The organism is Desulfobaculum bizertense DSM 18034, assembly GCF_900167065.1.
Classification (GTDB): domain Bacteria; phylum Desulfobacterota; class Desulfovibrionia; order Desulfovibrionales; family Desulfovibrionaceae; genus Desulfobaculum; species Desulfobaculum bizertense.
On sequence record NZ_FUYA01000010.1, the window covers coordinates 14,196 to 39,777 of the forward strand.

The window sequence follows — 25,582 nt, forward strand, 5'->3', positions numbered from 1 at the left end:
CCGCCCTCGTTGGGGTAGCGGCGCTGATAAAGACGTCCTATTGCCTTGAGCTGACTGGGTTTCAGCCCTTGCGTATTACCCTGAACTTTCGAAGCGATGGGAGTTCTCCTTCTGGTACGGTGTGTCTGGAATGTTTTGTATGTATAGGCTCTCCATAGCGGGGTGGCAATATGCAGGCCCGGCCTTTGGTACAAAAAAAACGGCACCCGAAGGTGCCGCCATCAAATGCAGTCACAGACCAAAACGCGTTATGCGTCGTGCTTTTCGAGGTAGTCAGCAATCATGCCGTCATACTGGTTTGTCTGACGGAAGGTTGCGGCTGCCATGTCCTTGCGCAGGGCAAGGGGAGCCTGCATGTCGTTTGCAGCAAGCTCTTTGGTGATGCGCTCGTAGTGCGCAGTACCGGGCACGACCAGAACGGAGTGGAAATTTTTGGCGCTCGCGCGCAGCATGCAGGGACCACCAATGTCGATCTGCTCAATGGCAGACTTGAGGTCCAGCTCTTTGGCTGCGGCGTCAGCAAAGTTGTAGAGATTGACGCAGACCAGATCAAAGGGCGCAAGGTCCAGATCCTTGAGGGTCTGCATGTGCTCTTTGTTGTCTTTGTCGGCCAGAATGCCTGCATGAATGTGCGGGTGCAGGGTCTTGACCCGGCCGTTCATGATTTCAGGAAAACCAGTCACATCGCTCACGGACTTGACGTCCAGACCAGCTTCCAAAAGCATCCGACGGGTTCCGCCCGTGGAAAACAGCTCAACGTCATTGTCTGCCAGAAAACGGGCAAATTCGACCAGCCCGCTTTTGTCAGTCACGCTCAGAATAGCGCGGCGAATACGTACGTGTTCCATTGTATCCTTGCTCCTAGGATCTTGTGTTTGGGTACGTTTGCGGAGTGCCAGAAAAGCGCGCAAAGGGCAAGCTGTTGGACTTTGTGGTCCCACAAAAAAGGCCCGGAGACGATACGGTGACCGTTCCGAGCCTTTTGGAGGGCAGTCTCAATACAGAAGCAGTCTGTATTTTCTGAGGACCAGCGTGTTTTGCGGTCCCTCAGAGCGCTGCAAGCATGTGCCCTAGAGCTGAGCGAGCAGCTCCTGAGCTGCAGTGTGCTCAGGATTGGCTGCGAGCAGGGTTTCCAGCTGGGCCTTGGCATCATTCTGACGCTCAAGGCAGCTCAGGCAGCCAGCCAGAGAGTAGCGAACGTCTTCGTTGTTAGGCTCGACGCTCAGGAAATTTTCGAGGAAGGGAACAACCTCTGCAACGCGGTCAAGGGCATGGCCCAGCTTGACGATCATAAGCGCGGCAATGATGTTGTGCGGGTTCAGCTCCAGCGCAGCAGAAAAGTGGGCAAATGCTTCGGCATTCTTGCCCTGCTGCACTTCAACAAGTCCCATGCCTGCAATGGGTTTGTCGCCTTTGTCGATGGCTGCTGCATGGCTGTACATTTCCAGAGCTGTGTCCAGGTCAGCCTGCTGGAACGCAATGGTTGCCAGGCCCATGTATGGAGCTGCATGGCTGTCATCAATGGCCTTGCCGTAGTATTCGCGAGCCTTATCAAGGTCGCCCATCTGCAGGTAGCATTCGCCAAGTTCTTTGTTGATTTCGTAATCAATCTGACTGCTCATGAGTTTTCCCTCCGAGGGAATTTTGAAGAGTTTGAGGCTTCGGTCCCGGAGCCTCTTTTTTTTGTGCCTGTGTTTTGGGGGCGGAAAGTTCCGCCTTGCTGCGAGGAAATTGCAAATCAGGTGCCAAGAGCACTGGCGCAAAAAGATATCCTTTTGACAGAGGCGGCTGGGGGTGTGGGCGGCAATGGAAAAATAAACAAAAGAAAACAAGCAGTTATCGTTTGTGGCACAAGGGTTGCTTTTCTCTTTGTGTTTTCCCGCTCTGGGGATGCGGGGCGAGTGGGGAAATGCCACAGCATTTGTGGCGGAAAATGCAGGAGGAATACGGAATGAAAAGCCTTTTTGAACCTCAGATTCACCTTACTGAGAAGGTGCTCAATCTCCGTCTCATGCGTCAAAATGTCGTCATGAGCAATCTCGCCAACATTTCGACACCGAACTATCGACCCCGTCGTCTGGAATTTGAAAAAGATCTCCAGACCGCTTTGGATCTCGAAACGCGTGGCAAACTGAGCAAGACCGAAGGCCAGAGCATGTCGCATGATTTTGACGCGACTGGTTTTGGCCCGCGCCTGACAGAGAACATTAAGCCGCGGACGATTCCCGGCGAGGACAATGTGGACCTCGACAAGGAAATGTCCGCAATGGCGAAAAATACCCTGATGTACAACGCATTGACCACCGTCATCAAAAAGAATTTTGACGGGATTGATTCGGTTATTACCGAGGGAGGCCGCTAAGCCATGATGGATTTCATGACTGCGCTCGATATTGCTGCTTCTGGCATGTCTACTGAGCGGACAAACCTGAACGTTGTGTCGATGAACCTTGCAAATGCCAAGACGACTCGCACGCCAGAGGGCGGAGCCTACCGCCGCAAGACCGTTGTTCGCGCTGCGACTGATGTTGATTCACCATTTTCTGCTGTGATGCAGGACAGCCTGTCCCGCGAGCTGAAAGGAAGCCGGGTTTTGGGCATTGCCGAAGACAGCCGCCCGTTCAAGCGGGTTCTGGAGCCGGGACACCCAGATGCAGATGAGCAGGGCTATGTGAATTATCCAGACATCAACGTGGTGGAAGAGATGACGCAGATGCTGACCTCCACCCGGTCCTATGAAGCGGAAGTCGCATCCGTGGAAAACATCAAGGGCATGTTTACCCGTGCTCTGGATATCGGGAAATAATCGGTAGAGCACCAAGGAGTGAAGAGAAATGGTCAATATTCGTAACGTCGCACTGAGTGCATATCGTTCTGCCCTTGCTGATGGTACCAGCGGTGGATTCAGCAAGACTCAGTCCCTGAAAAAGATCGAAAAGCCGGGCAAAAGTGATTTTGCTCAGGCTGTTGATAGTGAAATCCGCAGGCAGCGTATGGATGATCCCATTAGCGCCTCCAGAGCACAGGAAATTGCCGCCCAGTACATGAAAGTGGAAAAGCCACTTTCGGAAACCGTGACGGATTCTCTGAAAAAGGTGAATGACCTTCAGACAGAGAAAAACATGATGATTGAAGAGTTTGCATCCGGCCGTACCCAGAACGTGCATGAGCTGATGATTAGCCTCCAGAAAGCTGGTCTCGCCATGCGTATGACATCTGCGGTGCGCAATAAAGTGATGCAGGCGTATCGTGAACTGGCCCAGATGCAGTTCTAGTCCTGACCTGATAACTCTTACGGAGCCTTACCATGCCTCCCTTTCTGAATCAGACGTTTGACAAACTTCAGTCCTACTGGGGCAAGACGACCATGTCCCAGCGAGTGCTGATTGCCGGACTCGCTGCAACAGTTGTTGTCACATTTTTTATGCTTATTTTCTGGCTGAACAAGCCAGATTACCGGGTGCTGTATTCCCGCCTGTATCCTGAAGACGCCTCCACCGTCGTCACGATGCTCCAGAAAGAAGGCGTGAAGTACGAGCTTTCGGACAATGGCGGAACCATTAAGGTTCCTGCTGACAAGGTCTATGACCTGCGCCTCAAGGTTGCCGGAGAAGGCAAGGTGCATGGTCAGGGCATTGGCTTTGAAATTTTTGATGACGTGAAGGTCGGCCAGACTGACTTTGTACAGCGCATCAATTATCAGCGCGCCCTTCAGGGTGAGCTGGCCAGAACCATCAGTGAATTCCCGCAGGTTGAGCGCGCACGAGTCCACCTCGTCCTGCCGCACAAAAGTCTGTTTGTGGAAGAAAAAGCCTCCCCAACGGCTTCTGTGGTTCTGAAACTGCGACAGGGCGAAAAGCTCAAGCCAGAAGAAATGTCTGGCATCGTGAATCTGGTCTCCATGGCTGTTGAAGGTCTGGACCCCAATCACATCACTGTTGCAGATACCAAGGGCAATCTGGTCTACATCCCGGCAGAAAATGATGCGCAGGCATCAACGCAGCAGGAGCAGCGTCGAAATATTGAACATGCTCTTGAGTCCCGCATCGAGCAGATGCTGATGCCGCTGTATGGTCCGGGCCGCGTGATTGCCAAGGTCAACGCTGACCTCGACTTTAGCCGCAAGACCATTCACAAGCAGGAGTTTGACCCCTCCAGCGCCGTTGTTCGAAGCGAGCAGCGCAGTGAAGAAAGCCAGCAGGGTGATGCAAATCTCCAGTCTGGCAGCGGTGAACCGAATTTCCGTGGCGATGGTCCCGGTGATGCGATTTCCAAGCAGAACGCCACCCGCGAGACCAGAACCACGAACTATGAAATCAACAAGATTGAGCAGGAAATCATTGCTCCTGTGGGCGAACTTGACCGTCTGACCGTGGCTGTCATCGTTGATGGTGATTACACGCAGGTGATGGACGCTCAGGGCGAGCCAACCGGTGAGTTCACCTTTGTGGCCAAGAATGCCGCAGAGCTGGAACGCGTTCGGGCACTGGTTTCCAATGCTGTTGGTATTGATGACATTCGGGGTGACAGCCTTCAGGTGACCTGCATGTCCTTTGGTGGTCCAGAGCAGGAGATCAAGCCTAACCTCTCGCAGATCATCATGGAATACGTGCAGCGTCTCGGAAAGCCGTTCCTCAATGGTCTCCTGATTTTCCTCTTCCTCGTCCTTGTTGTCCGTCCTGTTGTGATGGCGCTCATTCGACCCAAGACCGAGGTCGAAGGTGTTGAGGGCGTGGCTGGCCTCCCGGAAGGTGATGCCCGTATCGCGCTGCTCGAAGCAGAGGAAGAAAATGAGGATCAGGACCTTGAAGCCATTCGAAAAATTGATGATATTCGTGCACATTCGCTCCAGCTTTCGGAGCAGAACATGGATTGTGCAATGGCGATTATCAATACCTGGCTTAAAGAGGAGGCAACAGCATAATGGCTGTCCTGACTGGTACACAAAAAACAGCAATTCTGATGCTTGCTCTTGGCGAGAAATTTACGTCTGACGTGTTTCAGCGTCTGGACCGGGCCGACATTGCCCGCATCTCCAAGGCGATGGTTGAGATGGAGACTATTCCCAAAGATCAGGTCGAAGAGGTCCTGCGGGAATATCACCACCAGCTTATCCTGAATTCCGAGATGCTCATGGGTGGCCCAGACACCGTGAAAAAGCTCATCAGCAACAATCTGGATGCCGAGACCGCCAAGTATGTTTTGGACGCTCTCGATCTGGATTCTGGCCCGACACCGTTCCGCGAACTGGAAAACGTCAGCCCCAGAATCCTGTCCCAGATTCTTCGCAACGAGCATCCGCAGACTTTGGCGCTCATTCTTGGGCACCTGCACCCGGATCAGGCCGCAGAACTGTTGCAGTCCCTGCCCGCTGGCGTGCGTCCGGAAGTGCTTATGCGACTGGCCCGGCTCGAAGCTGTGGCCGAAGACATGCTTCTCGAAGTGGACAAGGTTCTCCAGAGCCAGCTCATTGCCATGGGCGGCAAGGAAGGCAAGAAGGTCGGTGGCGTTCAGTCTGTTGCCGAAATCCTCAATGCCGTGGACCGCGCGACCGAAGAAGAAGTGCTTTCGGAAATCGAGGAAGAATCTTCGCAGATGGCCGAGGACATCAGAAACCTTATGTTCGTTTTCGAGGACATCAAGGCTCTGGACGACCGTTCGATTCGCGAACTGCTCAAGGAAGTGTCCAACGACGATCTGACCAAGGCACTCAAGGGTGCCAGCGAAGACCTCAAGGAAAAGTTCTTTGGCAACCTCTCGGAGCGTGCTGCAACCATGATTCGCGAAGATCTCGAAATCATGGGACCGGTTCGCCTTTCCGAGGTGGAAGGTTCGCAGCAGAACATCGTCAAGGTGGTTCGCCGTCTGGAAGGCGAAGGACGCGTCATGATTGGCCGCGGAGGCGGAGATGTCTTTGTCTAGCAGCACAGAAAAAAAGGCTCGGGGCGGGCGCATTATCGTTGGTATCAACGGCAATGGCCTGTCCGAAGAAGACCTTGAAAAGCTGCGTGGCGCAACCGAGACGGGCTGGACCCCGGGCATGGAGCGTGAATACCTTGAGCGCGTGCAGCACAAGGCAACAAAGCATGCCAAGACTCTGGTCACCAAGGCCATGCACGAAGCCGAAAGCATTCGGGGCAAAGCCTATGAAGAGGGCGTGCAGCAGGGACTGAATGATTGTCAGGCCCAGCTGGATGCCGCTGTGGACCAGAGTGCGGAAACACTGGCCCGTGCTCTCCAGTCTGTTGAAGAGGGCAAGAAGCAGCTTTTTGAGCAGCAGAGAAAGGATTTGGCGCAGCTTGCCCGGCTGGTCATCGACAAGATGCTGACTGTTGAGCTTGATGCCCAGCGTGAGCAGGTCATGGATGGACTTTTGGAGCAGGCGCTGGATGCCATTGATTCGACGCGCCGTCTGGTGGTCCGCATTCGTCCCGAAGACGAAGAGATGATGACCGCGCTGATGGAGCGTGCCCGTGAAAATCACCCTGACCTTGAGCGCTGGAGCCTGAAACTGGACCAGACGCTTGAGGCTGGCGGGATGGTGCTCGAAAGTCAGGAAGGTGTTGCAGATAACAGCATTGCCGGACGCCTGAGCATCATTGAACCTCTGTTGGACCAGCTTGATGCTGGCACGGGAGATGAGGCGTGACGCTGAATGTGCAGGGCTGCATGAATATTTTGCAGGACGTGAACCCCTGTCAGGTCTTTGGCAAGGTCAGCAAGGTTGTTGGCCTGATTGCTGAAGGTCGGGGCATCAAGGCACCGCTTGGAGCGGTGTGCGAACTGTTGCCCGAGGGCAGAAAGGGACGGCCGATTCAGGCCGAAGTCGTGGGCTTTCGTGATGGTGCCTGCCTGTTCATGCCCTATGGCGAGATGCGCGGCATCCGTCCGGGGACGCTGATTCGCAACACCTCAACCCCGCAGCTCTTTCCGGTTGGAGAAGGGCTTTTGGGGCGCACTGTTGATGCCTTTGGCAAGCCAATGGACAGCGGTGATCCGATTCTTCCCGAAACATTTTATCCGCTTTATGCCGAACCGCTGAATCCGCTGGAGCGGCCCCGGATTACCGAGCCGCTGGACGTGGGTGTGCGTGCTGTGAACAGTCTGGTGACCCTTGGCAAAGGCCAGCGCGTGGGCATCATGGCTGGTTCTGGTGTGGGCAAGTCCACGCTTATGGGCATGATGGCGCGCTACACCAAGGCTGACGTCAACGTAATTGCCCTTGTTGGTGAACGTGGGCGTGAGGTGCTGGAATTTATTGAAAAGGACCTTGGTCCCGAAGGCATGGACCGTTCCGTGCTGGTTGTGGCGACCTCGGATTGCAGCCCGCTCGTGCGAATGCGCGCCGCGTATGCCGCATCGACCATTGCGGAGTTCTTCCGCGATCAGGGCAAAGACGTGCTCCTGATGATGGACTCGGTGACCCGTTTTGCCATGGCTGGCCGAGAGGTTGGACTTGCGGCTGGTGAGCCGCCGACGACCCGTGGCTATACGCCGTCGGTGTTTGCCGCGCTGCCGCGACTTCTTGAACGGGCAGGCCGTTCCGGTCGGGGCACCATTACTGGCATTTATACGGTGCTGGTTGATGGCGACGATTTTAATGAACCAATCGCTGACGCAGTGCGCTCAATTCTGGACGGGCACATTGTCTTGACGCGAGAGCTGGCAGGGCAGGGGCATTACCCGGCCATTGATGTGCTCAAAAGTATTTCCCGACTGCGTTCGGACATTGCACCGCGCGAGGTGCTGGATGCCGGGCGTCAGTTTGTGCAGCAGCTCGCCACCTATCGAAAGGTGGAAGACATGGTCAACATTGGCGCGTACGCCAAAGGGTCAAATCCTGAGATTGACCGGGCCATTGAAATGTTTGGCCCTGAACGAGATTTTTTGCAGCAGCAGGTCGAGTTTGGTGCGGGCATTGAGGAAAGTTATTCTGGCCTTGTTGCGCTTATGCAGCAGGGAGGGGCTGCCTGACGGTGCATGGTCTGTCAGGCGAGGCCTGAGGTGTTTTCACCTCACAAAAAAAGACCGCTTGTGGAGAGCGGTCTTTTTTTATGCAGAACAGAGCGTGGGTGCTAATCAAACTTGAGCAGGTTCAGGCCGATCTCATCGCTGTGAAAGCGGTCAATCTCGCCATCCAGAATGTCCAGAACAATTTCTGCGGTGGCGCTCACATGCGCCTCGTTCAGGTGCCCGCCAAAGGTTTTGTGCTCGGCATTGGCCACGGTGATGTGCAGGTGCAGATACGTTTCACCGTTCATGGTCGACACATTGCCAGCGAGCGCTGTGATTTCAAAATCATCGCGCAGCTCGTCAGAAAGATATTTTTTTTCCTTTGTGCGGAAGAGTCCCACTGTGACGCGGTTGACTGCGCCAATGCCACTCACCGAGGCAAGGACAATCTGTTCTTTTTTGCAAATTTCAGTGAGGGATGCGACCAGCTCTTCGCCGGGGTCCAGTCGAATCAGCAGCTTGGAACCAAATTTTCTGTAATCCATATGAATTCCTCCTCAGGTTGAGCGCAAAGCATCACGTCCACGTATGTGGATGCTTTTGTATGGTCGTCAGGAAGAGGACTGCTGTCAAATGCGTTTGGGAAAAAGGAAGGGCAAAAAAAGGAGAGAAAAAGGCCCCTCTACTAGGGGGGACAGAGGGGCCTTTTGCGGAAAATTCCGCATGTTCAAGGATAGATGCGAGAGTACGCTTCTTAGAGGATATCCTCCGGTGCTACCGACTTCATGCCAAAGGCATCGCCGACAGCATGACACGTGAGAGTGCCATTATATGTATTCAGGCCAGGGAGCAGTGCGTCATCATTCCGCACAGCGTCCACGCCTTGTTCAGCAAGCTTCAGAATGTACGGGATAGTCTGGTTCGTCAGAGCGAACGTCGACGTACGCGGTACAGCACCGGGCATGTTCGTCACACCGTAGTGGAGAACACCGTCCACCATGTAGGTGGGCTTGAGATGGGTGGTTGGCTTGCTGGTTTCGATACAGCCACCCTGGTCAATGGCAACGTCAACAACGACGGAACCGGGCTTCATGGTCGGGATCATGTCTGCGGTGACCAGCTGGGGGGCCTTTGCACCGGGAATGAGAACCGAACCGATGAGCAGGTCTGCGTATTTGACGGCCTGCCGGATGTTATGCTCGGTGGAAGACATGGTGATAATTCGTCCGTTAAAGACGTCATCAATGTACACCAAGCGACGTTGGTTAATATCGATCATCGTGACCTGAGCACCAAGGCCCATAGCCATCTTTGCCGCGTTGGTACCAACAATGCCGGCACCAAGAATCACGACTGCGCCAGGAGAAACGCCGGGCACGCCACCAAGGAGAATTCCTCGGCCATTCTGGGATTTTTCCAGATAGTGCGCACCGACCTGAGAGGCCATGCGGCCTGCAACTTCACTCATGGGCATGAGCAGCGGCAGGGTTCCGTCTTTCAGCTGGACTGTCTCGTACGCAATGCCGGTACAGCCAGAATGAAGCATGGCTTCTGTCAAAGGTCTGTCATTGGCAAGGTGCAGATACGTAAACAGGATCTGCTCCTTACGCAGGTACTGGAATTCGTCGGGGATAGGTTCTTTGACCTTGACGACGAGCTCAGCACCCCATGCCTCTTCTGCAGAGACAAGTTTTGCACCAGCTTTCTGGAATTCTTCGTCAGTAATTCCGCTACCAGTGCCTGCGTTGCGCTCAATGAGAACGGTATGCCCGCGGCGAACAAGCGTCTGGGTGCAACCGGGAGTGAGTGCAATACGGTTTTCGAGTGTCTTTACCTCTTTGGGAACGCCGATAATCATGAGTCCATCCTTGGTTGGGATTAGGGCACACTGCCGCTTTTACGCGGTTATCATAAAGAGAAGGTGTATTGTGCAGGGGACCTTCTCTTTCCGGCTATTCCTGTCTACTTGCGGAGGTGAGATGAGTCGTTTCAGTTTTTGTCGCGATGTCTGGCGTCCTGTGGAAGCAAGATCCACTTGCGCCGGGACTGCATGACGACAAAAGATTCCGTATTGGTGATGCCTCCGATCTGGGACAGTTCTTCATTAATAAAGTGGTAGAGTCCATCGATGCCGTCTGTCAGCACGATTTCTACGAGCAGATCATAACGGCCAGTGACGACTGCTACCCAGTTGATATTATTAAGTTGAGAAATCTGTTCCATAGCGTGGTCAAGCTTGTTTTGGCTTTGTACACAAAGCCCAACAAGGGCAACGCTTACTCCTGACACGCGGTTGGGGTCGACCATTGCGGCAATTCGAACCAACCCGTCATGGACGAGGTTCTTGATTCGTGACCGGATAGTGGGGGCTGTGACGCCCATCCGCTCGGCAAGGCGTCCTGTGGACTGCATGCCGTCTTCGGTCATGAGAGAGACGAGTTTAATGTCTGTCTGGTCGAGTTGCTCTTTCATAAGATGGTCTCCGTAAACCGCTGCCGAAAAATTTTTTAAACTTTCTATTTCGAAAGTTCATGTGAAGACAAATATCTTATTTGAAAAATTTTTGTCAACAATTTTTCGTAAACAGGTAAAAGTTTTTTAAAAAATGCAAGAGAGGTGTTTGAAAAACCTTACAAAACCCTTCGTGGTTCAAGCTTTTTCCTGGATGCGAAAAAAACCTTTACTGCCAGTACGTTGAGGGCCTTTACTCTGGTTTTCTGTGTGAATGCACTGTCGGCGTCGTTCTGTCCAGCACAAGAACTGTAGTCAAAACGCTTGCACCCTTCTCGTGTAGAATACGAAAGCCCTGCATTCTTTCCAAGGAAGAACACAGGGCCGCCATAAATTTTTTGAAAGGAAAAATCAGGAGTGTTTGTGGCGAAAGGGACTTGCGTCAATGCTGAGTCGCCGCAAAATTTTCTGGAGTGAGACACGCTCAAGCCCGGAGAGCCGGGCAGCCTCCGAGACATTGCCGTCAGTCTTTTTGAGAAGCTCCGTCACATAGGTCCGCGTAAAGTCGTCTATAAGGCGATTTTTGGCGTCTTTGTACAAAGGAAGCTCGTCGTGCTCCGCGCTTGTGCTGGTTTGTGTTTCTGCCAGTCGAACCAGCGGCATGTCGATAACATCTCCCTGTGAAAAAACCGCCAGCCGTCGCATGATGTTTTGCAGTTCCCGGACATTGCCGGGCCAGTTTCTGCTGGCGAGGTACGCCAGAACTTCCGGCCGGATTTCCTTGGGAGGGAGTTTCATTTCTGTGCAGGACTGCGTCAGGAAGTGGTGCGCCAGAATCGGAATGTCATCTGTTCTGCGGTCGAGGGTCGGGATGTGGATGCTCAGCACGTTTAGCCTGTAGAACAGGTCTTCGCGGAATTTCCCCTCGCGCATCTTTTCTTCAAGGTTTTGATTCGTCGAGGCCAGAATGCGGACGTCGACCTTGACGGACTGGCTTGAGCCAACGGGGCGGACTTCCTGCTCCTGCAAGACCCGCAGGAGTTTGGTCTGGATGTCCATTGGAATATCTCCAATTTCGTCCAGCAGCAGAGTGCCGCCGTCTGCCGCAACAAAGAGTCCCTTGTGCGAACGGTCTGCACCAGTGAACGCCCCTTTGACATGACCAAAAAGTTCGCTCTCCAGCAGCTGGCTCGGTATGGCCGGGCAATTGATCTGCAAAAAATCTTTTTCAGCCCGTGCCGAGGCATTGCGAATCGCCCGGGCCACAAGCTCCTTGCCCGTTCCGGATTCGCCCGTAATCAGCACGGTGTAGTCACTGGCTGCAACTGCGGCGATGGCATCGCGCAGGCGAAGCATGCCCGCGGATTCTCCAATGAGTGTGGACCCCAGTTCATTTTGGGCCATGAGCCGCTTGAGCCGGGAGTTTTCACCCAGAAGTCGGGCACGTTCCAGCCCTTTTTGTGTGGCCCGAAACAGTGTGCTTGGGTCCACTGGCTTGGTCAGAAAATCATAGGCTCCTGACTTGAGGGCCTCGACCGCACTTTCAATTGTGCCGTAGCCCGTCAGCATAATGACCGACAGCTCCGGAGAAATTTGCAGGGCTTTTTGCAGGAGTTCCAGCCCAGACATGCCCGGCATTCGCATATCAGAAAAAAGCAGATCCACTGCCTCCCGCTCCAGAATTTCCAGAGCGTCCTTGCCCTCTGAGGCACAGTGCAGTGTTGCCTGCGGGTAGTTGCGCTGAAGCAGGCGCGCCAGCCCGTGAGCAAAGTCTTCCTGATCGTCTACAATCAGAATCGACTCTGTACGAGATGTGTGCTTTTCAGTCATTGTGTGTCTCTGCCTCCGCTACAGGAAAGGTCATGGTGAAAATGGCCCCGCCGTCATTGTGCACGGTAATGGTGCCGCCTATATCGGTGATAAGGCCATATACAACCGCAAGGCCAAGGCCCGTGCCCTGCCCAACGTCTTTTGTCGTAAAGAACGGGTCAAAAATGTGTGAGCTTATTTTGCGTGGAATACCCGGCCCATTATCTGCGGTGATAATGGTGACAGTGTTCTTTTCACTATTGTGCCGGGCCGTGACGGTAATGCGTCCCGTATCCCGTGGAATGGCGTCCAGCGCGTTAATCAGCAGGTTCGACAGTATCTGTTCCAGCGCTTCCGTACTTGCCGAAATCAGGGGCAGTTCCTCTGGAATGCGCAGCTCCAGTGTGCTGTGTTTGGCCTCTGCCTGAACGCTAAAGACATCACCCACCATGCGCAGGACTTCTGCGGGGTGGCACGGTCCTGTGCTGGTCTGGCGCGGCCGTGCAAAATTGAGCAGGTCCTGCAAGACGCGTTGCGCCTGTTTGGTATGGCGCAGGATAACGGAAATATCCGCCTGTTCCTGAGCCTCTGTACTTGTGGAGCGCAGCAGCTCTGCGTAGCAGGCAATCACGCCAAGTGGATTATTGATTTCATGGGCCAGTCCCGCCGCCATCTTGCCGACTGTGACCAGCTTTTCGTTCTGCTGCATCTGTTCCAGCATCTGCTTTTCTGCGGTGTTCTCTCGTGCATATACAACCGCCCGGGTGTCAGAACTTGCTGAGTTTGCCACCGGATAAATAGAGATCTGGAACGAACGACCATCCTTGAATTCTTCTTCATAGAACAGAGGTTCGCCTTTGACGAGCATCATTTGCAGAGGGCAGGTTTCCCCCTTTTTGGCGCTCAGTCCAAAGCGATGCAATACCTGTTCTGCTCCCCGACCTTCGCCGTTGGTGCCGAGTGCCAGTGCTGCGCTATTGGCCAGGATGACGCTGCACTCTTCATCAATGAGCAGTAGCGGGTCGGCAATGCCTTCAACAATGGATTCCAGAATGGCGTTCTGGGTGAGCAGTGTATCCAGCGCTGTGAGGTTCTCCAGCGCGATACCAAGCTGCTGGCCTACTGCGGTCAGGATTTCTCGCACCTGTCCCGGTTCCAGTTCGGAGTTGTCTTCAAAGAACAGGCAGAGGTAGCCCTCTATGGAGTGGTTGGACGAGCGCACTGGGATGTAGGCACAGTTATGAGAAATATATGTTTGTCCGTGCGCCACGATACCCGTCCAGTTTTGGGGCAACTTAGGTGCCTGGTCTCGCTGTGGCCACGTATAATAGCTTTGCATGCCCTGCGTGCAAATAAAGGTCAGGCTTTGCAGGCGGAAGCGTTTCCCGATTTTGGGCAGCGCCCCCCGCAGCAGGTCTTCGCGGGTATGGCTTTCATTCAGGGCATTGAGCAGGCTGACAAAGAGCTGCACATCCGTGTTTCGCTCCATTGCCTCGTAACTCAGGTCTGCGGTGCGGTCATCGACCATTTTTTTGAGGTTCACCGCGTAATTTTCCAGCTTTCTTCGTGCCGTACTCAGGTGTGAGGCAAGTTGCTCCACCCCCAGAAGCACATCTTCAATTTCATCTCCCTTGCCCAGCTCATCGAGAACTTTTGTATCTGCCTGCTCAAAGAAGTGACTTGCCAGTACATCAGTTAGGCGTCGCATATTGTGCACAACAACCCGGTTAAACAGGATATTGACGATAGCAAAGGAAAAGAGCGCACCCGCAAGTGCCAGTGAAACATAGCCCAGCGTTGCCCCGCGAATTCGAGACAGGGCACTGCCTACGGGCAGGGTGACAGAAGTCACGCCCGCGATGCTATTCAGCGTATGACCAAAGCCTCGCGTTGTGCCGTAGCGGTCCAGCAGTTCTTTGGGTGCATCCTCTGGCACGCCGTGGCATTTCATACAGGACGCAACAAAGCGCACAGGACGCGCCTGTACAAAGAATTCCTGCCCGGCAATCGTTTCGAATCCTGAGTAGTTTTGCAAAGTCGGGTCATGCTGGAATTTGGCGATGAGTTGCCGCTCTCTGGAGTTGGCTTCGTAGCGCGGATTTCGCGCGTTTGTTGCGACTCGGCGGTAGTTATGTGGTTCCGCACCGCTCAGCGCCATTTCATCCATGACTTTTCGCGTTATGTAGGACGTACTCATTCCCTCAATGACAAATTCCCCGTTTGGCAGGACTTCATACATTTTGGGGCGCAGTGTATTTCTGACGTACGTTCGTACAGCTTCAACCTGACTCAAGAGCAGTGCCGACTTGCTTGATACCTCCGCCTCAAGCAGTGAGCGCAGGTGGAAGTACAGGCCGCATGCAAAGATAAGCCCGCCGCACAGGGCAATGCCTGCAAGACCGAGCAAAAATTTTGTCTGGAGCTTTTTCGGGCGGGCAACTCGCATGGTTTCTCATTTGTTGGGGTGAGGGCTTTCTCCGGCGTAGTCTAGTCACACCCTCTCTGTCCTGCAAGTCACAACATCGCATGCTCTATTTCTTCGAAATATCGAGAAAAAGGGAGGAATATTTCAAGTTCTTTTTCGAACAAGTACTCTGCGAGGTTTCTTCAAGATGTCTTTTTTGAGCCGCTTTTTATGGATTCGTTGCGGGCGCTGGCAAAAGAGCTGAACTGCGTGGGAGTATGAGCAGAAAAACTTCAAAAGCTATGTGGGGTAAGGCTTGCGTGAGAAGCAGAGGAAGGCTTTGCATGGCGAGATTTGGCTTTTCTCATCAAGCGGCAATACTCTACACAGTGGCAAGAGTTTTGGCCAATCGTGTTGGTTGGCGGTTTTGTGAGAAAAAGAACAATAAGCTGCAAAAGATTGATATAAGCAGTTTTTTTCGGATTAGACTGTGTTTTTTGCACGAGGAATGCCGACAAACGCGGTCGACTTTGGGACGCAGGGTTCATATCGTACAGACAATGGCTCAAGACCCTATGTGAATTCACCTCTAGCCCAAGGAGGACCTTATGATAGATAGACAGAGAGTTGCAGACAGAGAGCGCGTTGGTCGGAAGATCTTTGCTTCTCGCACTGAGCAGGCTCCCATCATAAAGCGAATTGGGTTCGACCTTGACGAGCAGGAAAGGAACAGACTCCTCGGGATCTACGGCAATACCCGCGTCCCACACTCCCCCCGTCGGCACAAGAACTACAAGGATTCCGTCTCAAGACAGGAACTCCGCGCAAACCTTGAGTGGCCATGGTATGACTTCTAAAGCGGCTTCGCCTCGCTCCTTCTCCTCCATAGCAAAGCGCACCTCAAGCCCCCGTTAGGGGGCTTTTTTTTATGGCAATTGAGTGCTGTATGGGCGGGTGGGGAGCGCGTAGAGCAGGATGGGCGAGTGGGAAGAGAACCGGGGCCAGCCCCGGACCCCGCGTAAGGGAATGATTCCCTTACGTATCCTCATCGAGTTTGAATTCCATCCACGCTTCGCGTGAATGAAATTCAAACTTGTTGGGCATAACGTCGAGAGCTTCTTTCTCTTCTGCGAGTTCACCACCATTTTCTTTTTGAACGCTTGCGTTCAGAAAGAAAATAAGTGCGGTCTGGAAAAGGCAAAAGAACACGCGTTAGGGAAACGCCCACTAGGCCAAAATTACAGGGCCGGATGTACGGGAAAGCCAACGGCTTTCACACATCCGGCCCTGTAATTTTGGGCGAAAGCGGGATTCCCAAGGGCCTCGTCCTTGGGCGGGGTCAAGGGGCAGCGCCCCTTGCAGAGGTGCGGGGACAGAGTCCCCGCCCATCCCCATACGAGATAGCGCCACGTAATTTCTTTCATTTGGGAAAGTAAAATAAAGAGGAGGGGGGTGGAAAAAAGTTTTTTTAAACGCTTGGAGAAGGTGAACGGAAAAAAAGGGCATGTAAAACTGGGGGGGTGGAAAAACTGTTATGCAGAAATTTTGTAAAAGTAAAAACTGCAATGTAAGAAAGGGTCTAGACGGGTTCGGGAAATCGCGTTAGTGAAATAATTTCGTAGGACGAGGTTCAAATATTCTTATAGTATATAGAGCAAGGGTATTTGAGATCTTTTTCTGCGAAGAGGTCGACGGCGTTACCTATAGGGGTTGCTTGCGCTATGGAGTGCACGCAAAAGGTAGATGACCGTAGAGAGTATGAATTTGAGATAGTATATCTTTTTAGGGAAGGTGTGACATGTCACAGCGCGAACAGTGGGGTTCGAGGGTTGGTTTTATCCTCGCGGCCGTTGGGTCTGCCATTGGGTTAGGAAACATCTGGCGTTTTCCGTATATGGCGTATGAGAATGGCGGCGGGGCATTTCTGATTCCCTACATTTTTGCGATGCTCACAGCGGGCATCCCCTTCATGATTCTTGAGTTTGGGCTTGGTCACAAGTTCCGAGGCTCAGCACCCAAAACATTTGCAGCGATCAATCCCAAGTGGGAGTGGTTGGGCTGGATGCAGGTTTTTGTCGCAGCGGTGATTGCCGTGTACTACGTGGCGGTTATTGGCTGGTCGATTTCCTACACGGGCTTTGCCGTAACGCAGGCGTGGGGCGATGCTCCCAAGGACTTCTTCTTTGGACAGTACCTTGGTCTGAGCAGCTCACCGTTTGACATGGGCGGCATGCAGACGACGGTTCTTTTGAGCGTTGTTTTGGCATGGGCCATCACATGGGTGTGCCTTGTTTCTGGAGTTCGAGCAGGAATTGAGCGTGCGGGCAAAGTGCTTATGCCGACGCTGTTTATTCTGCTTCTGGTCATGATTGCCCGAGTGGTGACCCTTGATGGTGCCATGAACGGATTGAACTGGCTGTTCAAGCCTGATTTCAGTGCTCTGACGAACTATAAAGTCTGGGTTGCTGCATACGGACAGATCTTCTTTACGCTGTCCATTGGCTTTGCAATCATGATTGCTTACTCCAGTTACCTGCCGAAAAAGGCAGACATTAACAACAACGCCTGCATGACCGTTTTTATTAACTGCGGTTTCTCAATGTCTGCGGGTGTGATGATCTTTGCAGTTCTTGGATACATGGCAGCCCAGCAGGGTGTTGGTGTGAAAGAGGTTGTGTCGAGCGGTGTTGGTCTGGCGTTTATTACGCTGCCCACGGCGATCAACCTGATGCCGATGCCAGCACTGTTTGGTACGCTGTTCTTCCTTGCGCTGACGACAGCTGGTATCAGCTCCCACATTTCCATTGTGGAGGCCTGTATTTCCGCATTTATGGATAAGCTTGGCTGGGAGCGTAAGCGTGCAGCAAGCATCCTGTGCGGTGGTGGTCTGGTTATTTCTCTGGTGTTCTGTACTGGCGCTGGCCTGTACATTTTGGACATCGTCGACCACTTCATCAATAACTTCGGCATCATGGGCGCAGCAGTGATTGAGATCTTCTTTATCACATGGCTGTGTAACCTTGAGGTGGTTCGTGAGCACGTGAATCGCTACTCCGAGTTCTATGTTGGTGCAGTGTGGAGCGCATGCCTGCGCTACCTGACAGTTCCGATGCTGGTGTTCCTGCTGATCTCCAACTTTGTTGGTGACCTCAAGGTGCTGTACGGTGGGTACTCCCTGTCGAGCATCATTTCTTACGGTTGGGTTGTGTTTGCTGGCACGGTTGTTCTGGGCGTATTCCTCCAGACTCGCCGCAGTGCCCCTGACTTTGTTTCCACCCTGAAAAATCCCCTTGGGAGGTAAGCCATGACAACTGGAGCAATCATCATGATGTGCGTTGGACTTGGTATTACGTGGGGCGGAGCAGTGCTTTGCCTGAAGCGGGCCATGTCCGCCAAATAGACAGAAACTTTGATAACGCGAAAGGGATGCTCATGATGGGCATCCCTTTTTTTGTGGTTTGCGCCTGCTGTCTGGTCTGACCAGATGCAGAGAGAGGAACGCAGGGGGAAGGGCTTTGGCGTACGTGAGGAATAGGGTAGAATAGACCACTATTCATAGCTTTCCGAAGAACTGTGGCGTGCGGTTCTATGTCTGCATCAGGAGAGTTTCCGAGCTGTTCAGGGCTGGTCCTTGACGGGTTCGGAAATGAGGAGTAGCTAGCCGACTCTAAAGCAAAAGGCTCCATGACAGAGCGACAGTGCATGGCGGAAACGCGGAAGTACTCACTTTGGTGCTGTGTTTTGCAGAAAAGTGCAACGCGTTTTGAGAGCTGTGGGGTGAAACTGCGTTTTTTGTGTGTGGAGCAAGACGCGCGAATTTTTTTAACATGCTGATGTAGCAGCAGGGTAGAGATGTCATTTAGACTTTCTTCAATTTCATATAGAACACGGCTTCAGCTTCGCCACGGAGTGAAAGTTGGCATAGCCGCAGTTGTTGCGACCATTGCCTCTACTTTGTGCGGCTTTGAGTTCGTATACTGGTCATCGCTGACGTCAGTCATTGTGATGCAGCTGACCATTGCGGACTCCATCAAGATGTGCTGGTACCGTTTTTCTGGAACTTTCCTTGGTGCACTGATTGCGGCGGGGCTGATTCTGATTACGCCGCCAACTTTTGAATGGCACCTGGTGTCATTTTTCTTTGGCTCGGCGTTTTGCGCATTTATGACGCGATATAACCCGCGATACAAGATGGCGGCGATCACGCTGACGATTATCTTTATGGGAAGTATGGGGCACCCAGAACGGCTGAGCTTCGCATTTTTCCGAGTGCTGGAAATTTCAGTCGGAGTGCTGAGTGCTTTTGCTGTTTCGCTGCTGATCTGGCCTGTGTCTGGCGTGGATAAACTGCGAAATGACGTGAAGGAAGAGCTGCAACTGTTTACGACGGCGTATTGCCGTATTGTTGACAGCTTCATGGTTGGAAGCGTGACGCTTTCGGATGACTTCCTGAATGACGTTGAAGACAAGCTGTACCAGAACCGCCAGCAGAACCGGTCGATTATTCGCCACGAGACGCTGTTTTTCCATAAGGAACTGAAAGAGCTGAGTATCCTTGTGCACGGTGTTCGTCTGCTTGCAGAAGATATTCAGACGATGCTGCGAATCCTCCAGACCGGAGACCAGCGGTGCAGCACAGTGCTGCTGCTGGAGCGGGAACTTCGAGACCTTGCGGGCAAGTCGGCAACCGTGATGCTGGACCTCGGCACGCACGTGAAAGACGTGGACCGCCGGGCGTTGCTCATGGCACTTTCAACGCTGGAATCGAAACTTATTGAACTTCGGCACAGAGAAGTGACACATCCGCTGGATGTGCGCATGATGACCCAGTTTTTCTCTCTTTATCAAATCATGTTCCACTTTGGAGAAACGCTGTTTACTCTAAGTGGTGATTTGGAAGAAGCCCGGAAGAACAAGGCACATCGCAGAATGCTGAAGGCTTGGAGTCGCCAGAAGCACTAGACTCAAACTTTTGTTGTCTACAAGAGACATTATGCTTTCTTGTGAATAAAAAAGAGGCTGTTCCGTTATGGAGCAGCCTCTTTTTCGTGGGATGAGGATGGTGGGCGAATATTTCGCCCGGGCAAGAGAAGCGTCTTGTGTACTTCTTTTGCCAGAAGGAGAATGGATGGTTTGGGGGCGTTGGGAGCAGCTAGCTGTTCATTTCGTGCAGGGATTCAATGAATGCCTGTACTGCTTCCGTTACCGTACCACTAAAGGGGTAGACAACCTGGATGCCAGCCTCGCGCAGGGCGCGGGCAGCCTTTGGGCCGCAGTTGCCAGCAAGGATGGCATCAACATGCTTTGCAGACAGAGCCTGTGCAACATGAATGCCGCAACCTTCCTGCAGATCTCGAAAGCTGTTGGGGAGAATGTCGCGCTGGTCAGTTTGTATATCCACAAGGTGAAAATAATCTGCTCGACCAACAACAGGCTCCACAAGGCTGTCGGGGCTTGTGCCAGAACTGCACACCGCAATAAGTTTTGGTTTTCCCATATTTTCTCCAGTAGGCAAACTTGATGCCATAAAGAAAAGATAATAATTACCGATAACTTAATTGATACAAATCCCGAAATACTTGGGGAAAGTGGGCGAGTATCGCGCCTTTCGGGCGTGTCTTTCGCCCACGTCGGGTTCTTACGGGTATTTTTGAAGCGTAGCACACGATGCGCAAAGCTTCAAAAGCGTCTATTCATAATCATTTATATTTAAGTCGCTTTTTTTGAGAGAAGGGCGCCTTAGAACGGCTGGAATGTTGAGATACTGAGAATGTGACAGGGAAGCATGGTGTACGCAATCCACCCAGGATGTTTTGCAGCTTGGGCGATGCTGTGCTGTCTGCATTTTTCTCAGGGACTGTGACATGAGCACTCACAGTCCCTTTTTTAGGGCGTACAAGCGTTTACAAAACGTCATGCAAGGTGTTTCGCCTTTGGAGGTTGTTGTGAAGTTTCGGAGTATTACTACCCGATTTGTGTTGATGGGGGTTCTGGTTATTTCGCTGTCGGTGGCGGCGATTGTTTTCTATGCCGGAAGATCAGTTCTGTCTGTGAGCCATGAGGCTAGTGACGTGCTGATGGATGATCTTGGGGATTCTGTTCTCCACGAGCTGGATGCATATGTTGATAATGCAAAATCCATGACTCTGGCGCTGTCGCTTCAGCGGGCAGCACAGCGGGCGATTTTGCAGGATGCTGATTATGAGCTTGTTGGAGAGTTTAAAAAACTTTTGGCGTCGCAGGATAATATCGAAGCCATCATGCTTTTTAACAAAGACGGCTACGTTGTTGCAGGAACCAGTTTCAAGGGAGACAAGCTGCGGGGACGGGATGCAAAGGAATATGGCTTTTTGCGGCATATTCGGAATGCGAGCGGCGTTGTGGTGAATCCGGAAATCGTTCGGTCACCAGTAACGAACCGCCTTGTTTTTGTCGTTATGGCTCCGGTGCTGAGAGGGGGCGCGCTGATGGGCGGCATTGCCGTGAGCGTGGACTGGCAGAATTTTAGCGACAAGGTTGTTGCACCGCTTTCCTTTGGCAAGAGCGGGTATGCCTACATGTATGACCAGAACATGCGGGTTATTTCTCACCCTGATCCCTCTGTGTTGCTGAAAAAAAATATGCTTGGTTCCTATGAGAGCCAGATTGAAAATTCTGACTTCGGCAAGGTCCGTTACACTTTGGACGGACATCGCAAGGTCGCACATTTCATTAAGGATAAAGACTTCGGCTGGACCGTGGTCACCACGGCGTATGAGCGTGATCTTGAAGCGGACGCCCTGCATATCCGGAATGTCCTGCTTTTGATTGGCGTTGTGACGATTCTGGTTCTGAGTGCGATGATTGCCTTTGTGCTGTGGCGCTTCATCATGGAGCCTTTGGCTCGCATTCAGCACTTTGCCGAGGGCGTTGCCAAGGGTGATCTGAATGCTGAGTTGCGCGGGAACTTTAAGCTCGAGCTTGCTGAGGTGGCAGGACACATCAGGCAGATGACTGATCAGCTTCGTGAGCGCCTTGCCTTTGCGCAGGGTGTGCTTGAAGGGACGGCCATGCCTTGTGGGGTTGGTGATACAGAGGGACGTCTGACTTTCGTCAACCAGCCTATGCTTGATGCTGTTGGCCTTACAGGCAAGCCAGAAGAGTATTATGGAATGCCTTCGGGTGAGTTTGCCTTTAAGGACCCCAAGCACAAGACTGCACTTCATGTTGCTTTGGAAGAAAAGCGGCAGGTGGAGCAGGAGGTCAATTACACGACGCATAAGGGTGAGCAGCGTGTCTTTTCGATCATTGCGACCCCGATCAAGGACTTTGATGGAAAGATTAGTGGAGCAATGACGCTGTGGTTTGATCTGACAGAGGTCCGTTCTCAGCAGCTCGCGATTGAAGAGAAGAACGTTCTCATTGAAAAGGTTGCCCAGCGTGCCATTGTTGTTTCCGATCAGGTCGCTTCGGCGTCGGAAGAGCTTTCTGCTCAGATTGACCAGTCATCCAAGGGTGCTGACGAGCAGCGGGCTATGGCCTCTGAGTCCGCAACTGCCATTGAGCAGATGAATGCTTCGGTGCTGGAGGTCGCGCGTAATGCTGCCTCTGCCGCAGAGACTGCTGAGAATGCACGCTCCACCGCAGGAGAAGGAACTGAGGTTGTTGGTCGTGTCATCAAGGGCTTTGATAATGTTCACGAAGGCTTTAAGAGGGTCGACGAATCCATGAAGGGACTCGGAGCCAAGGCCGGAGGCATTACGAATATTGTTCAGGTCATTGAGGATATTGCTGACCAGACGAATCTGCTGGCTCTGAACGCGGCAATTGAGGCGGCGCGGGCTGGTGATGCTGGTCGCGGTTTTGCCGTTGTTGCAGATGAGGTCCGCAAGCTGGCAGAAAAGACGATGAGTGCGACCAAGGAAGTTGGCGTCGCTGTTTCCGATATTCAGGAAGGCACTGAGAGCACCATTGCTGAGATGGACCAGTCCAAGCACGTGATGCAGCAGATCAGTTCGCACACCGATCAGGCGATTGGTGCCCTGCGCTCCATTCGGGACATGGTTCAGGAGACCAGCAATCAGGTTCAGTCTATTGCGAGTGCTGCAGAAGAACAGTCTGCGGCAAGCGATCAGATCAGCAAATCTGCAGAGGAGATGAACAAGATTACCGACGAGACTGCGGATGCAATGGGACAGTCTGCTCAGGCTGTCACAGATCTTGCCCGACTTGCAGGAGAGTTACAGGATATTATTAATTCTGTAGAGAAGTAACGGATAGTCTATTGAATCAATTCTGATGAACGTATGTATCGGCGGGCTTGTATTAATGAGCCCGCCTTTTCTTTTTTCTTTGTACTCTGTATATTGCGTGTGCAACACAGTCTTAAAAAGATGCGCAATAGATGAAAAAGGCACACTAGAGTGGTTGACGAGCCGCCAATGTGAGACTAGGCATCAACATGCAGAGTGGAATACAGCAGTACAACTGAAACGGAAGGGATTACGATGACCCAGCAGAAGATTTTGGAAGCTGCCGCCCGTCTCTTTTCTGAGAGAGGCTTTGCAAGCACTCCAACAAGTCTCCTTGCACGGGAGGCGGGCATTTCAGAGGGGAGTATTTATCGGCATTTTTCATCAAAGGATGAGATTTTTCTCCACCTTATCCGTGATCTCCGGCAGGAGCTGGAAAATGCAATAGATGCCGTCCTAGAGGAAAGCACGCCCCTTGGTGGTTTTGGTCAGATTAGTAGTATTCTTGAGGAATACTCAGCCTTTGTCCGCAAGAACAGCCGGTACTTTAGTTTGATTTTTCGCGATGCCCCGCTCCGCGCCGGGCACGGAGATACCGAACTTCAGGACGAGCTGGCCGCGATTCATGACTACATTCATGACTGTATTTTGGAGGTACTTAAACGCGGGGCTGATGAAGGCACAATCCGAAACGATATTGATGTGAAAACCGTCTGCACGATGGTCTGTTCCCTTGTCTTGGGCATGACCAGAATGCGGTATTTTGGCTACCTTTCTGAGGATCAGGTTGACCCGGCTGCGGTCCGGAGTCATTTGGAGCTGTTTCTACGGCCCACCAAGAAATGGTAGGCATACAGAATTTTGAAAATAAAAAAGCCGGAGCATCTGCTCCGGCTTTTGTCGTCTCAAGAGGGATTAGCTCCGCTCGCGGATAAGGATCAGGTGGTATCCAAACTGCGTCTGGATCGGACCGTGAACCTTGCCGACTTCTTCGTTGAAGCAGACGGTATCAAATTCCGGAACCATCATTCCGGGGCGGAAAGAACCAAGATCACCACCGCGGCGGCCAGAGGGGCAGCTGGAGTGCTGGCGTGCAACTTCTGCGAAATCTGCACCTTCTTCAATCTGCTTTTTCAGCTCTTCGCACTTTTCTTTTGTATCAACAAGAATGTGACTTGCTACACATGTTGCCATTGTTTTCTCCTTATTTCTGAATACCGCAGAGGTATTCTACACTCGATTTCGGGCACAGTGCCACGGCTTTTATCGGGATGCAAGCGCGCTTGCCTTTCTTGACACCCTCTTTCGCAGCCTTATAGGGTATGAACGCACCACAACAACTGGAAGAGTCAAATGAACAAGATTCTGAAATTCTTTCTTATTCCCCTTGTCGCAATAACGCTTACTGCGACAGCGGTCGACTATGCCAGTGCAAAACGCTTCGGCGGCGGACGCTCCTTTGGTGGGAGCAAGAGTTACTCACACAGTTACTCAAAACCCGTCCGGCAGCAGAGCACTCGGCAGTCTATGAATTCTGCGACGAATTCTACCAATAAGCGCCCTCGGTTGGGTGGCTTCGGTGGTTTTCTGGGCGGCATGCTTGCTGGCTCACTCCTCGGTTCCCTCTTTTTTGGGCACCCCTTCACGGGTGGCGGATTCATGGATATTTTGCTGATTGGCCTTTTGGTCTTTTTTGCCCTCAAGTTTTTCCGGGGACGAAAAAGAGCAACTGATTACGCCGGTCAGGGAGCAGGGCTTTCGTATGGTGGTGCCGGGCCGAACTCCAACATGAATATGAACAGTACAGACTATGGCAGCTCCTCTGCCAGAAGCTCTGCTGAAGCAAGCTGGGGGAACCTGGGCGCTCAGGCCTCCTCCTCCCAGGAACCAGAAATCTCCGTTCCCGCTGGTTTTAATACGGATGAGTTCCTCAAAGGAGCAAAGCTCTCCTACACCCGGCTTCAAAAATCATGGGACACGAGAGACTTTGACGACGTGTCGCAGTTCGTGACCCCGGCCGTTCTTTCCGAAATTAAAGCTCAGGCTGCGCAGGACCCCAACCCCTCGCAGACTGATATCCTTATGCTGGACGCCCGACTCCTCGAAGTTCAGGAGCAGGGTACTCAGACTATCGCCACTGTCTACTTTGACGCCCTCCTGCGTGAAGAACGCGGCGGAAGCTCTGAGCAGGTGAGAGAAGTATGGCACTTCCTCTCTCATTCTGGCGGAATGTGGCTCCTCGATGGTATTCAGCAGCTCGAAGCATAATGTGTTTTGGGTGGTAAAAATTGGGAGCCTGCCCCAGCGCGTTAGCGCTGGATGGGTGGGTGGGGAAATTGGGGGCCAGCCCCCAAACCCCCGCGTAAGGGAATGATTCCCTTACGTATCCTCATCGAGTTTGAATTCCCTCCACGCTTCGCGTGAATGAAATTCAAACTTGTTGGGCATAACGTCGAGAGCCTCTGTCTCTTTGGCGAGTTGCCACTATTTTTTTTCTGAACGCTTGCGTTCAGAAAGAAAATACGCGCTCGGGAAATCTCCACTAGCTGTTTTGAACAGGTTGGCGGAGAGGAGAGCGAAGCTCTCATCCCGCCAACCTGTTCAAAACAGCGAAAGCGGGATTCCCAAGGGCCTCGTCCTTGGGCGGGGTCAAGGGGCAGCGCCCCTTGCAGAGCACGAGACGGAGTCTCGTCCCCCCAGCGCCCCAATAAAAAAGTTTTTATAAATAACAACA

At 52.6% G+C, this 25,582-nt stretch carries 24 protein-coding genes; 14 read left to right on the forward strand and 10 right to left on the reverse strand.

Annotated elements, in window-relative coordinates; genetic code table 11:
* Positions 1-248 precede the first annotated feature (248 nt).
* Positions 249-848 (reverse strand): IMP cyclohydrolase, encoded by a 600-nt coding sequence (locus B5D23_RS12720; RefSeq protein WP_078685830.1) that lies wholly within the window; start codon positions 846-848, stop codon positions 249-251.
* 222 nt (positions 849-1,070) lie between these two features.
* Positions 1,071-1,622: a tetratricopeptide repeat protein gene (locus tag B5D23_RS12725; protein ID WP_078685941.1), complete on the reverse strand. Its 552-nt coding sequence runs from the start codon at positions 1,620-1,622 to the stop codon at positions 1,071-1,073.
* Positions 1,623-1,951: 329 nt separating this feature from the next.
* On the opposite strand from B5D23_RS12725, the gene flgB reads away from it, so the two are divergent.
* The 7 genes from flgB to B5D23_RS12760 all read left to right on the forward strand — a co-directional run bounded on the left by flgB (position 1,952) and on the right by B5D23_RS12760 (position 7,974).
* Positions 1,952-2,362, forward strand: coding sequence for a flagellar basal body rod protein FlgB (flgB, locus tag B5D23_RS12730; protein WP_078685831.1), 411 nt, complete (start codon positions 1,952-1,954; stop codon positions 2,360-2,362).
* A 6-nt stretch (positions 2,363-2,368) separates the two neighbouring features.
* Positions 2,369-2,806 (forward strand): flagellar basal body rod protein FlgC, encoded by a 438-nt coding sequence (gene flgC / locus B5D23_RS12735; RefSeq protein WP_078685942.1) that lies wholly within the window; start codon positions 2,369-2,371, stop codon positions 2,804-2,806.
* 187 nt (positions 2,807-2,993) lie between these two features.
* On the forward strand, positions 2,994-3,275 hold the full coding sequence (gene fliE / locus B5D23_RS12740; protein ID WP_078685943.1) for a flagellar hook-basal body complex protein FliE: 282 nt from the start codon (positions 2,994-2,996) through the stop codon (positions 3,273-3,275).
* Between the two features lie 32 nt (positions 3,276-3,307).
* Positions 3,308-4,924: a flagellar basal-body MS-ring/collar protein FliF gene (gene fliF, locus B5D23_RS12745; protein ID WP_078685832.1), complete on the forward strand. Its 1,617-nt coding sequence runs from the start codon at positions 3,308-3,310 to the stop codon at positions 4,922-4,924.
* Complete coding sequence (fliG, locus tag B5D23_RS12750) at positions 4,924-5,922, forward strand: flagellar motor switch protein FliG (RefSeq protein ID WP_078685833.1); 999 nt, start codon at positions 4,924-4,926, stop codon at positions 5,920-5,922. Before fliF ends, fliG begins: the two co-directional genes overlap by 1 nt.
* Positions 5,915-6,649 (forward strand): FliH/SctL family protein, encoded by a 735-nt coding sequence (locus B5D23_RS12755; protein WP_159446002.1) that lies wholly within the window; start codon positions 5,915-5,917, stop codon positions 6,647-6,649. The genes fliG and B5D23_RS12755 overlap by 8 nt, the downstream gene beginning before the upstream one ends.
* A 20-nt stretch (positions 6,650-6,669) precedes the next feature.
* A complete protein-coding gene (locus tag B5D23_RS12760) occupies positions 6,670-7,974 on the forward strand; it encodes a FliI/YscN family ATPase (protein ID WP_200803668.1) in 1,305 nt (434 codons plus the stop codon).
* Positions 7,975-8,075: 101 nt separating this feature from the next.
* Here the strand turns inward: B5D23_RS12760 and B5D23_RS12765 are convergent, their stop codons facing one another.
* The 5 genes from B5D23_RS12765 to B5D23_RS12785 all read right to left on the reverse strand — a co-directional run bounded on the left by B5D23_RS12765 (position 8,076) and on the right by B5D23_RS12785 (position 14,659).
* Positions 8,076-8,498: a PPC domain-containing DNA-binding protein gene (locus tag B5D23_RS12765; protein WP_078685836.1), complete on the reverse strand. Its 423-nt coding sequence runs from the start codon at positions 8,496-8,498 to the stop codon at positions 8,076-8,078.
* Positions 8,499-8,707: 209 nt separating this feature from the next.
* A complete protein-coding gene (gene ald, locus B5D23_RS12770) occupies positions 8,708-9,811 on the reverse strand; it encodes an alanine dehydrogenase (protein WP_078685837.1) in 1,104 nt (367 codons plus the stop codon).
* Positions 9,812-9,942: 131 nt separating this feature from the next.
* Positions 9,943-10,425, reverse strand: a complete 483-nt coding sequence (locus B5D23_RS12775; RefSeq protein ID WP_078685838.1) for an Lrp/AsnC family transcriptional regulator — start codon at positions 10,423-10,425, stop codon at positions 9,943-9,945.
* A 390-nt stretch (positions 10,426-10,815) separates the two neighbouring features.
* On the reverse strand, positions 10,816-12,234 hold the full coding sequence (locus tag B5D23_RS12780) for a sigma-54-dependent transcriptional regulator (RefSeq protein WP_078685839.1): 1,419 nt from the start codon (positions 12,232-12,234) through the stop codon (positions 10,816-10,818).
* Positions 12,227-14,659 carry a c-type heme family protein gene (locus tag B5D23_RS12785; protein WP_078685840.1) on the reverse strand — a complete coding sequence of 811 codons (2,433 nt, stop codon included), beginning with the start codon at positions 14,657-14,659 and terminating at the stop codon, positions 12,227-12,229. The genes B5D23_RS12780 and B5D23_RS12785 overlap by 8 nt, the downstream gene beginning before the upstream one ends.
* Positions 14,660-15,225: 566 nt before the next feature.
* Here B5D23_RS12785 and B5D23_RS12795 point away from each other — a divergent pair.
* Positions 15,226-15,474 carry a hypothetical protein gene (locus tag B5D23_RS12795; RefSeq protein ID WP_078685842.1) on the forward strand — a complete coding sequence of 83 codons (249 nt, stop codon included), beginning with the start codon at positions 15,226-15,228 and terminating at the stop codon, positions 15,472-15,474.
* A gap of 178 nt (positions 15,475-15,652) precedes the next feature.
* On the opposite strand, the gene B5D23_RS15085 is transcribed toward B5D23_RS12795, so the two are convergent.
* Positions 15,653-15,826, reverse strand: a complete 174-nt coding sequence (locus B5D23_RS15085; protein ID WP_159446003.1) for a hypothetical protein — start codon at positions 15,824-15,826, stop codon at positions 15,653-15,655.
* Positions 15,827-16,415: 589 nt separating this feature from the next.
* On the opposite strand from B5D23_RS15085, the gene B5D23_RS12800 reads away from it, so the two are divergent.
* The 3 genes from B5D23_RS12800 to B5D23_RS12805 all read left to right on the forward strand — a co-directional run bounded on the left by B5D23_RS12800 (position 16,416) and on the right by B5D23_RS12805 (position 19,579).
* Positions 16,416-17,918: a sodium-dependent transporter gene (locus tag B5D23_RS12800; protein WP_078685843.1), complete on the forward strand. Its 1,503-nt coding sequence runs from the start codon at positions 16,416-16,418 to the stop codon at positions 17,916-17,918.
* 3 nt (positions 17,919-17,921) lie between these two features.
* Positions 17,922-18,017 (forward strand): MetS family NSS transporter small subunit, encoded by a 96-nt coding sequence (locus B5D23_RS14935; RefSeq protein ID WP_144012622.1) that lies wholly within the window; start codon positions 17,922-17,924, stop codon positions 18,015-18,017.
* A 452-nt stretch (positions 18,018-18,469) separates the two neighbouring features.
* Entirely contained in the window at positions 18,470-19,579 is a 1,110-nt protein-coding gene (locus B5D23_RS12805; RefSeq protein ID WP_078685844.1) for an FUSC family protein, read from the forward strand.
* Positions 19,580-19,769: 190 nt separating this feature from the next.
* Here the strand turns inward: B5D23_RS12805 and B5D23_RS12810 are convergent, their stop codons facing one another.
* Complete coding sequence (locus tag B5D23_RS12810; protein ID WP_159446004.1) at positions 19,770-20,114, reverse strand: NifB/NifX family molybdenum-iron cluster-binding protein; 345 nt, start codon at positions 20,112-20,114, stop codon at positions 19,770-19,772.
* 448 nt (positions 20,115-20,562) lie between these two features.
* On the opposite strand from B5D23_RS12810, the gene B5D23_RS12815 reads away from it, so the two are divergent.
* Both B5D23_RS12815 and B5D23_RS12820 read left to right on the forward strand, forming a co-directional pair.
* Positions 20,563-22,869 carry a methyl-accepting chemotaxis protein gene (locus B5D23_RS12815; RefSeq protein WP_159446005.1) on the forward strand — a complete coding sequence of 769 codons (2,307 nt, stop codon included), beginning with the start codon at positions 20,563-20,565 and terminating at the stop codon, positions 22,867-22,869.
* 234 nt (positions 22,870-23,103) lie between these two features.
* Positions 23,104-23,697, forward strand: a complete 594-nt coding sequence (locus B5D23_RS12820) for a TetR/AcrR family transcriptional regulator (RefSeq protein ID WP_078685847.1) — start codon at positions 23,104-23,106, stop codon at positions 23,695-23,697.
* Between the two features lie 66 nt (positions 23,698-23,763).
* On the opposite strand, the gene B5D23_RS12825 is transcribed toward B5D23_RS12820, so the two are convergent.
* Positions 23,764-24,042 carry a peptidylprolyl isomerase gene (locus B5D23_RS12825; RefSeq protein WP_078685848.1) on the reverse strand — a complete coding sequence of 93 codons (279 nt, stop codon included), beginning with the start codon at positions 24,040-24,042 and terminating at the stop codon, positions 23,764-23,766.
* 159 nt (positions 24,043-24,201) lie between these two features.
* Between B5D23_RS12825 and B5D23_RS12830 the strand changes: the two genes are divergently transcribed.
* The gene (locus B5D23_RS12830; protein WP_078685849.1) at positions 24,202-25,116 is read left to right on the forward strand and encodes a Tim44 domain-containing protein; all 915 of its coding nucleotides are present in this window, start codon (positions 24,202-24,204) and stop codon (positions 25,114-25,116) included.
* Positions 25,117-25,582: the final 466 nt, after the last annotated feature.

Coding starts and splice junctions, on each gene's coding strand:
- B5D23_RS12725 (WP_078685941.1), bottom strand. CDS start 1,622: ATGAGCAGTCAGATTGATTACGAAATCAACAAAGAACTTGGCGAATGC.
- fliF (WP_078685832.1), top strand. CDS start 3,308: ATGCCTCCCTTTCTGAATCAGACGTTTGACAAACTTCAGTCCTACTGG.
- flgC (WP_078685942.1), top strand. CDS start 2,369: ATGGATTTCATGACTGCGCTCGATATTGCTGCTTCTGGCATGTCTACT.
- B5D23_RS14935 (WP_144012622.1), top strand. CDS start 17,922: ATGACAACTGGAGCAATCATCATGATGTGCGTTGGACTTGGTATTACG.
- B5D23_RS12820 (WP_078685847.1), top strand. CDS start 23,104: ATGACCCAGCAGAAGATTTTGGAAGCTGCCGCCCGTCTCTTTTCTGAG.
- flgB (WP_078685831.1), top strand. CDS start 1,952: ATGAAAAGCCTTTTTGAACCTCAGATTCACCTTACTGAGAAGGTGCTC.
- B5D23_RS12775 (WP_078685838.1), bottom strand. CDS start 10,425: ATGAAAGAGCAACTCGACCAGACAGACATTAAACTCGTCTCTCTCATG.
- B5D23_RS12830 (WP_078685849.1), top strand. CDS start 24,202: ATGAACAAGATTCTGAAATTCTTTCTTATTCCCCTTGTCGCAATAACG.
- B5D23_RS12785 (WP_078685840.1), bottom strand. CDS start 14,659: ATGCGAGTTGCCCGCCCGAAAAAGCTCCAGACAAAATTTTTGCTCGGT.
- B5D23_RS12720 (WP_078685830.1), bottom strand. CDS start 848: ATGGAACACGTACGTATTCGCCGCGCTATTCTGAGCGTGACTGACAAA.
- ald (WP_078685837.1), bottom strand. CDS start 9,811: ATGATTATCGGCGTTCCCAAAGAGGTAAAGACACTCGAAAACCGTATT.
- B5D23_RS12800 (WP_078685843.1), top strand. CDS start 16,416: ATGTCACAGCGCGAACAGTGGGGTTCGAGGGTTGGTTTTATCCTCGCG.
- B5D23_RS12805 (WP_078685844.1), top strand. CDS start 18,470: ATGTCATTTAGACTTTCTTCAATTTCATATAGAACACGGCTTCAGCTT.
- fliE (WP_078685943.1), top strand. CDS start 2,994: ATGGATGATCCCATTAGCGCCTCCAGAGCACAGGAAATTGCCGCCCAG.
- B5D23_RS12795 (WP_078685842.1), top strand. CDS start 15,226: ATGATAGATAGACAGAGAGTTGCAGACAGAGAGCGCGTTGGTCGGAAG.
- B5D23_RS12810 (WP_159446004.1), bottom strand. CDS start 20,114: ATGGGAAAACCAAAACTTATTGCGGTGTGCAGTTCTGGCACAAGCCCC.
- fliG (WP_078685833.1), top strand. CDS start 4,924: ATGGCTGTCCTGACTGGTACACAAAAAACAGCAATTCTGATGCTTGCT.
- B5D23_RS12760 (WP_200803668.1), top strand. CDS start 6,670: ATGAATATTTTGCAGGACGTGAACCCCTGTCAGGTCTTTGGCAAGGTC.
- B5D23_RS12780 (WP_078685839.1), bottom strand. CDS start 12,234: ATGACTGAAAAGCACACATCTCGTACAGAGTCGATTCTGATTGTAGAC.
- B5D23_RS12765 (WP_078685836.1), bottom strand. CDS start 8,498: ATGGATTACAGAAAATTTGGTTCCAAGCTGCTGATTCGACTGGACCCC.
- B5D23_RS12825 (WP_078685848.1), bottom strand. CDS start 24,042: ATGGCAACATGTGTAGCAAGTCACATTCTTGTTGATACAAAAGAAAAG.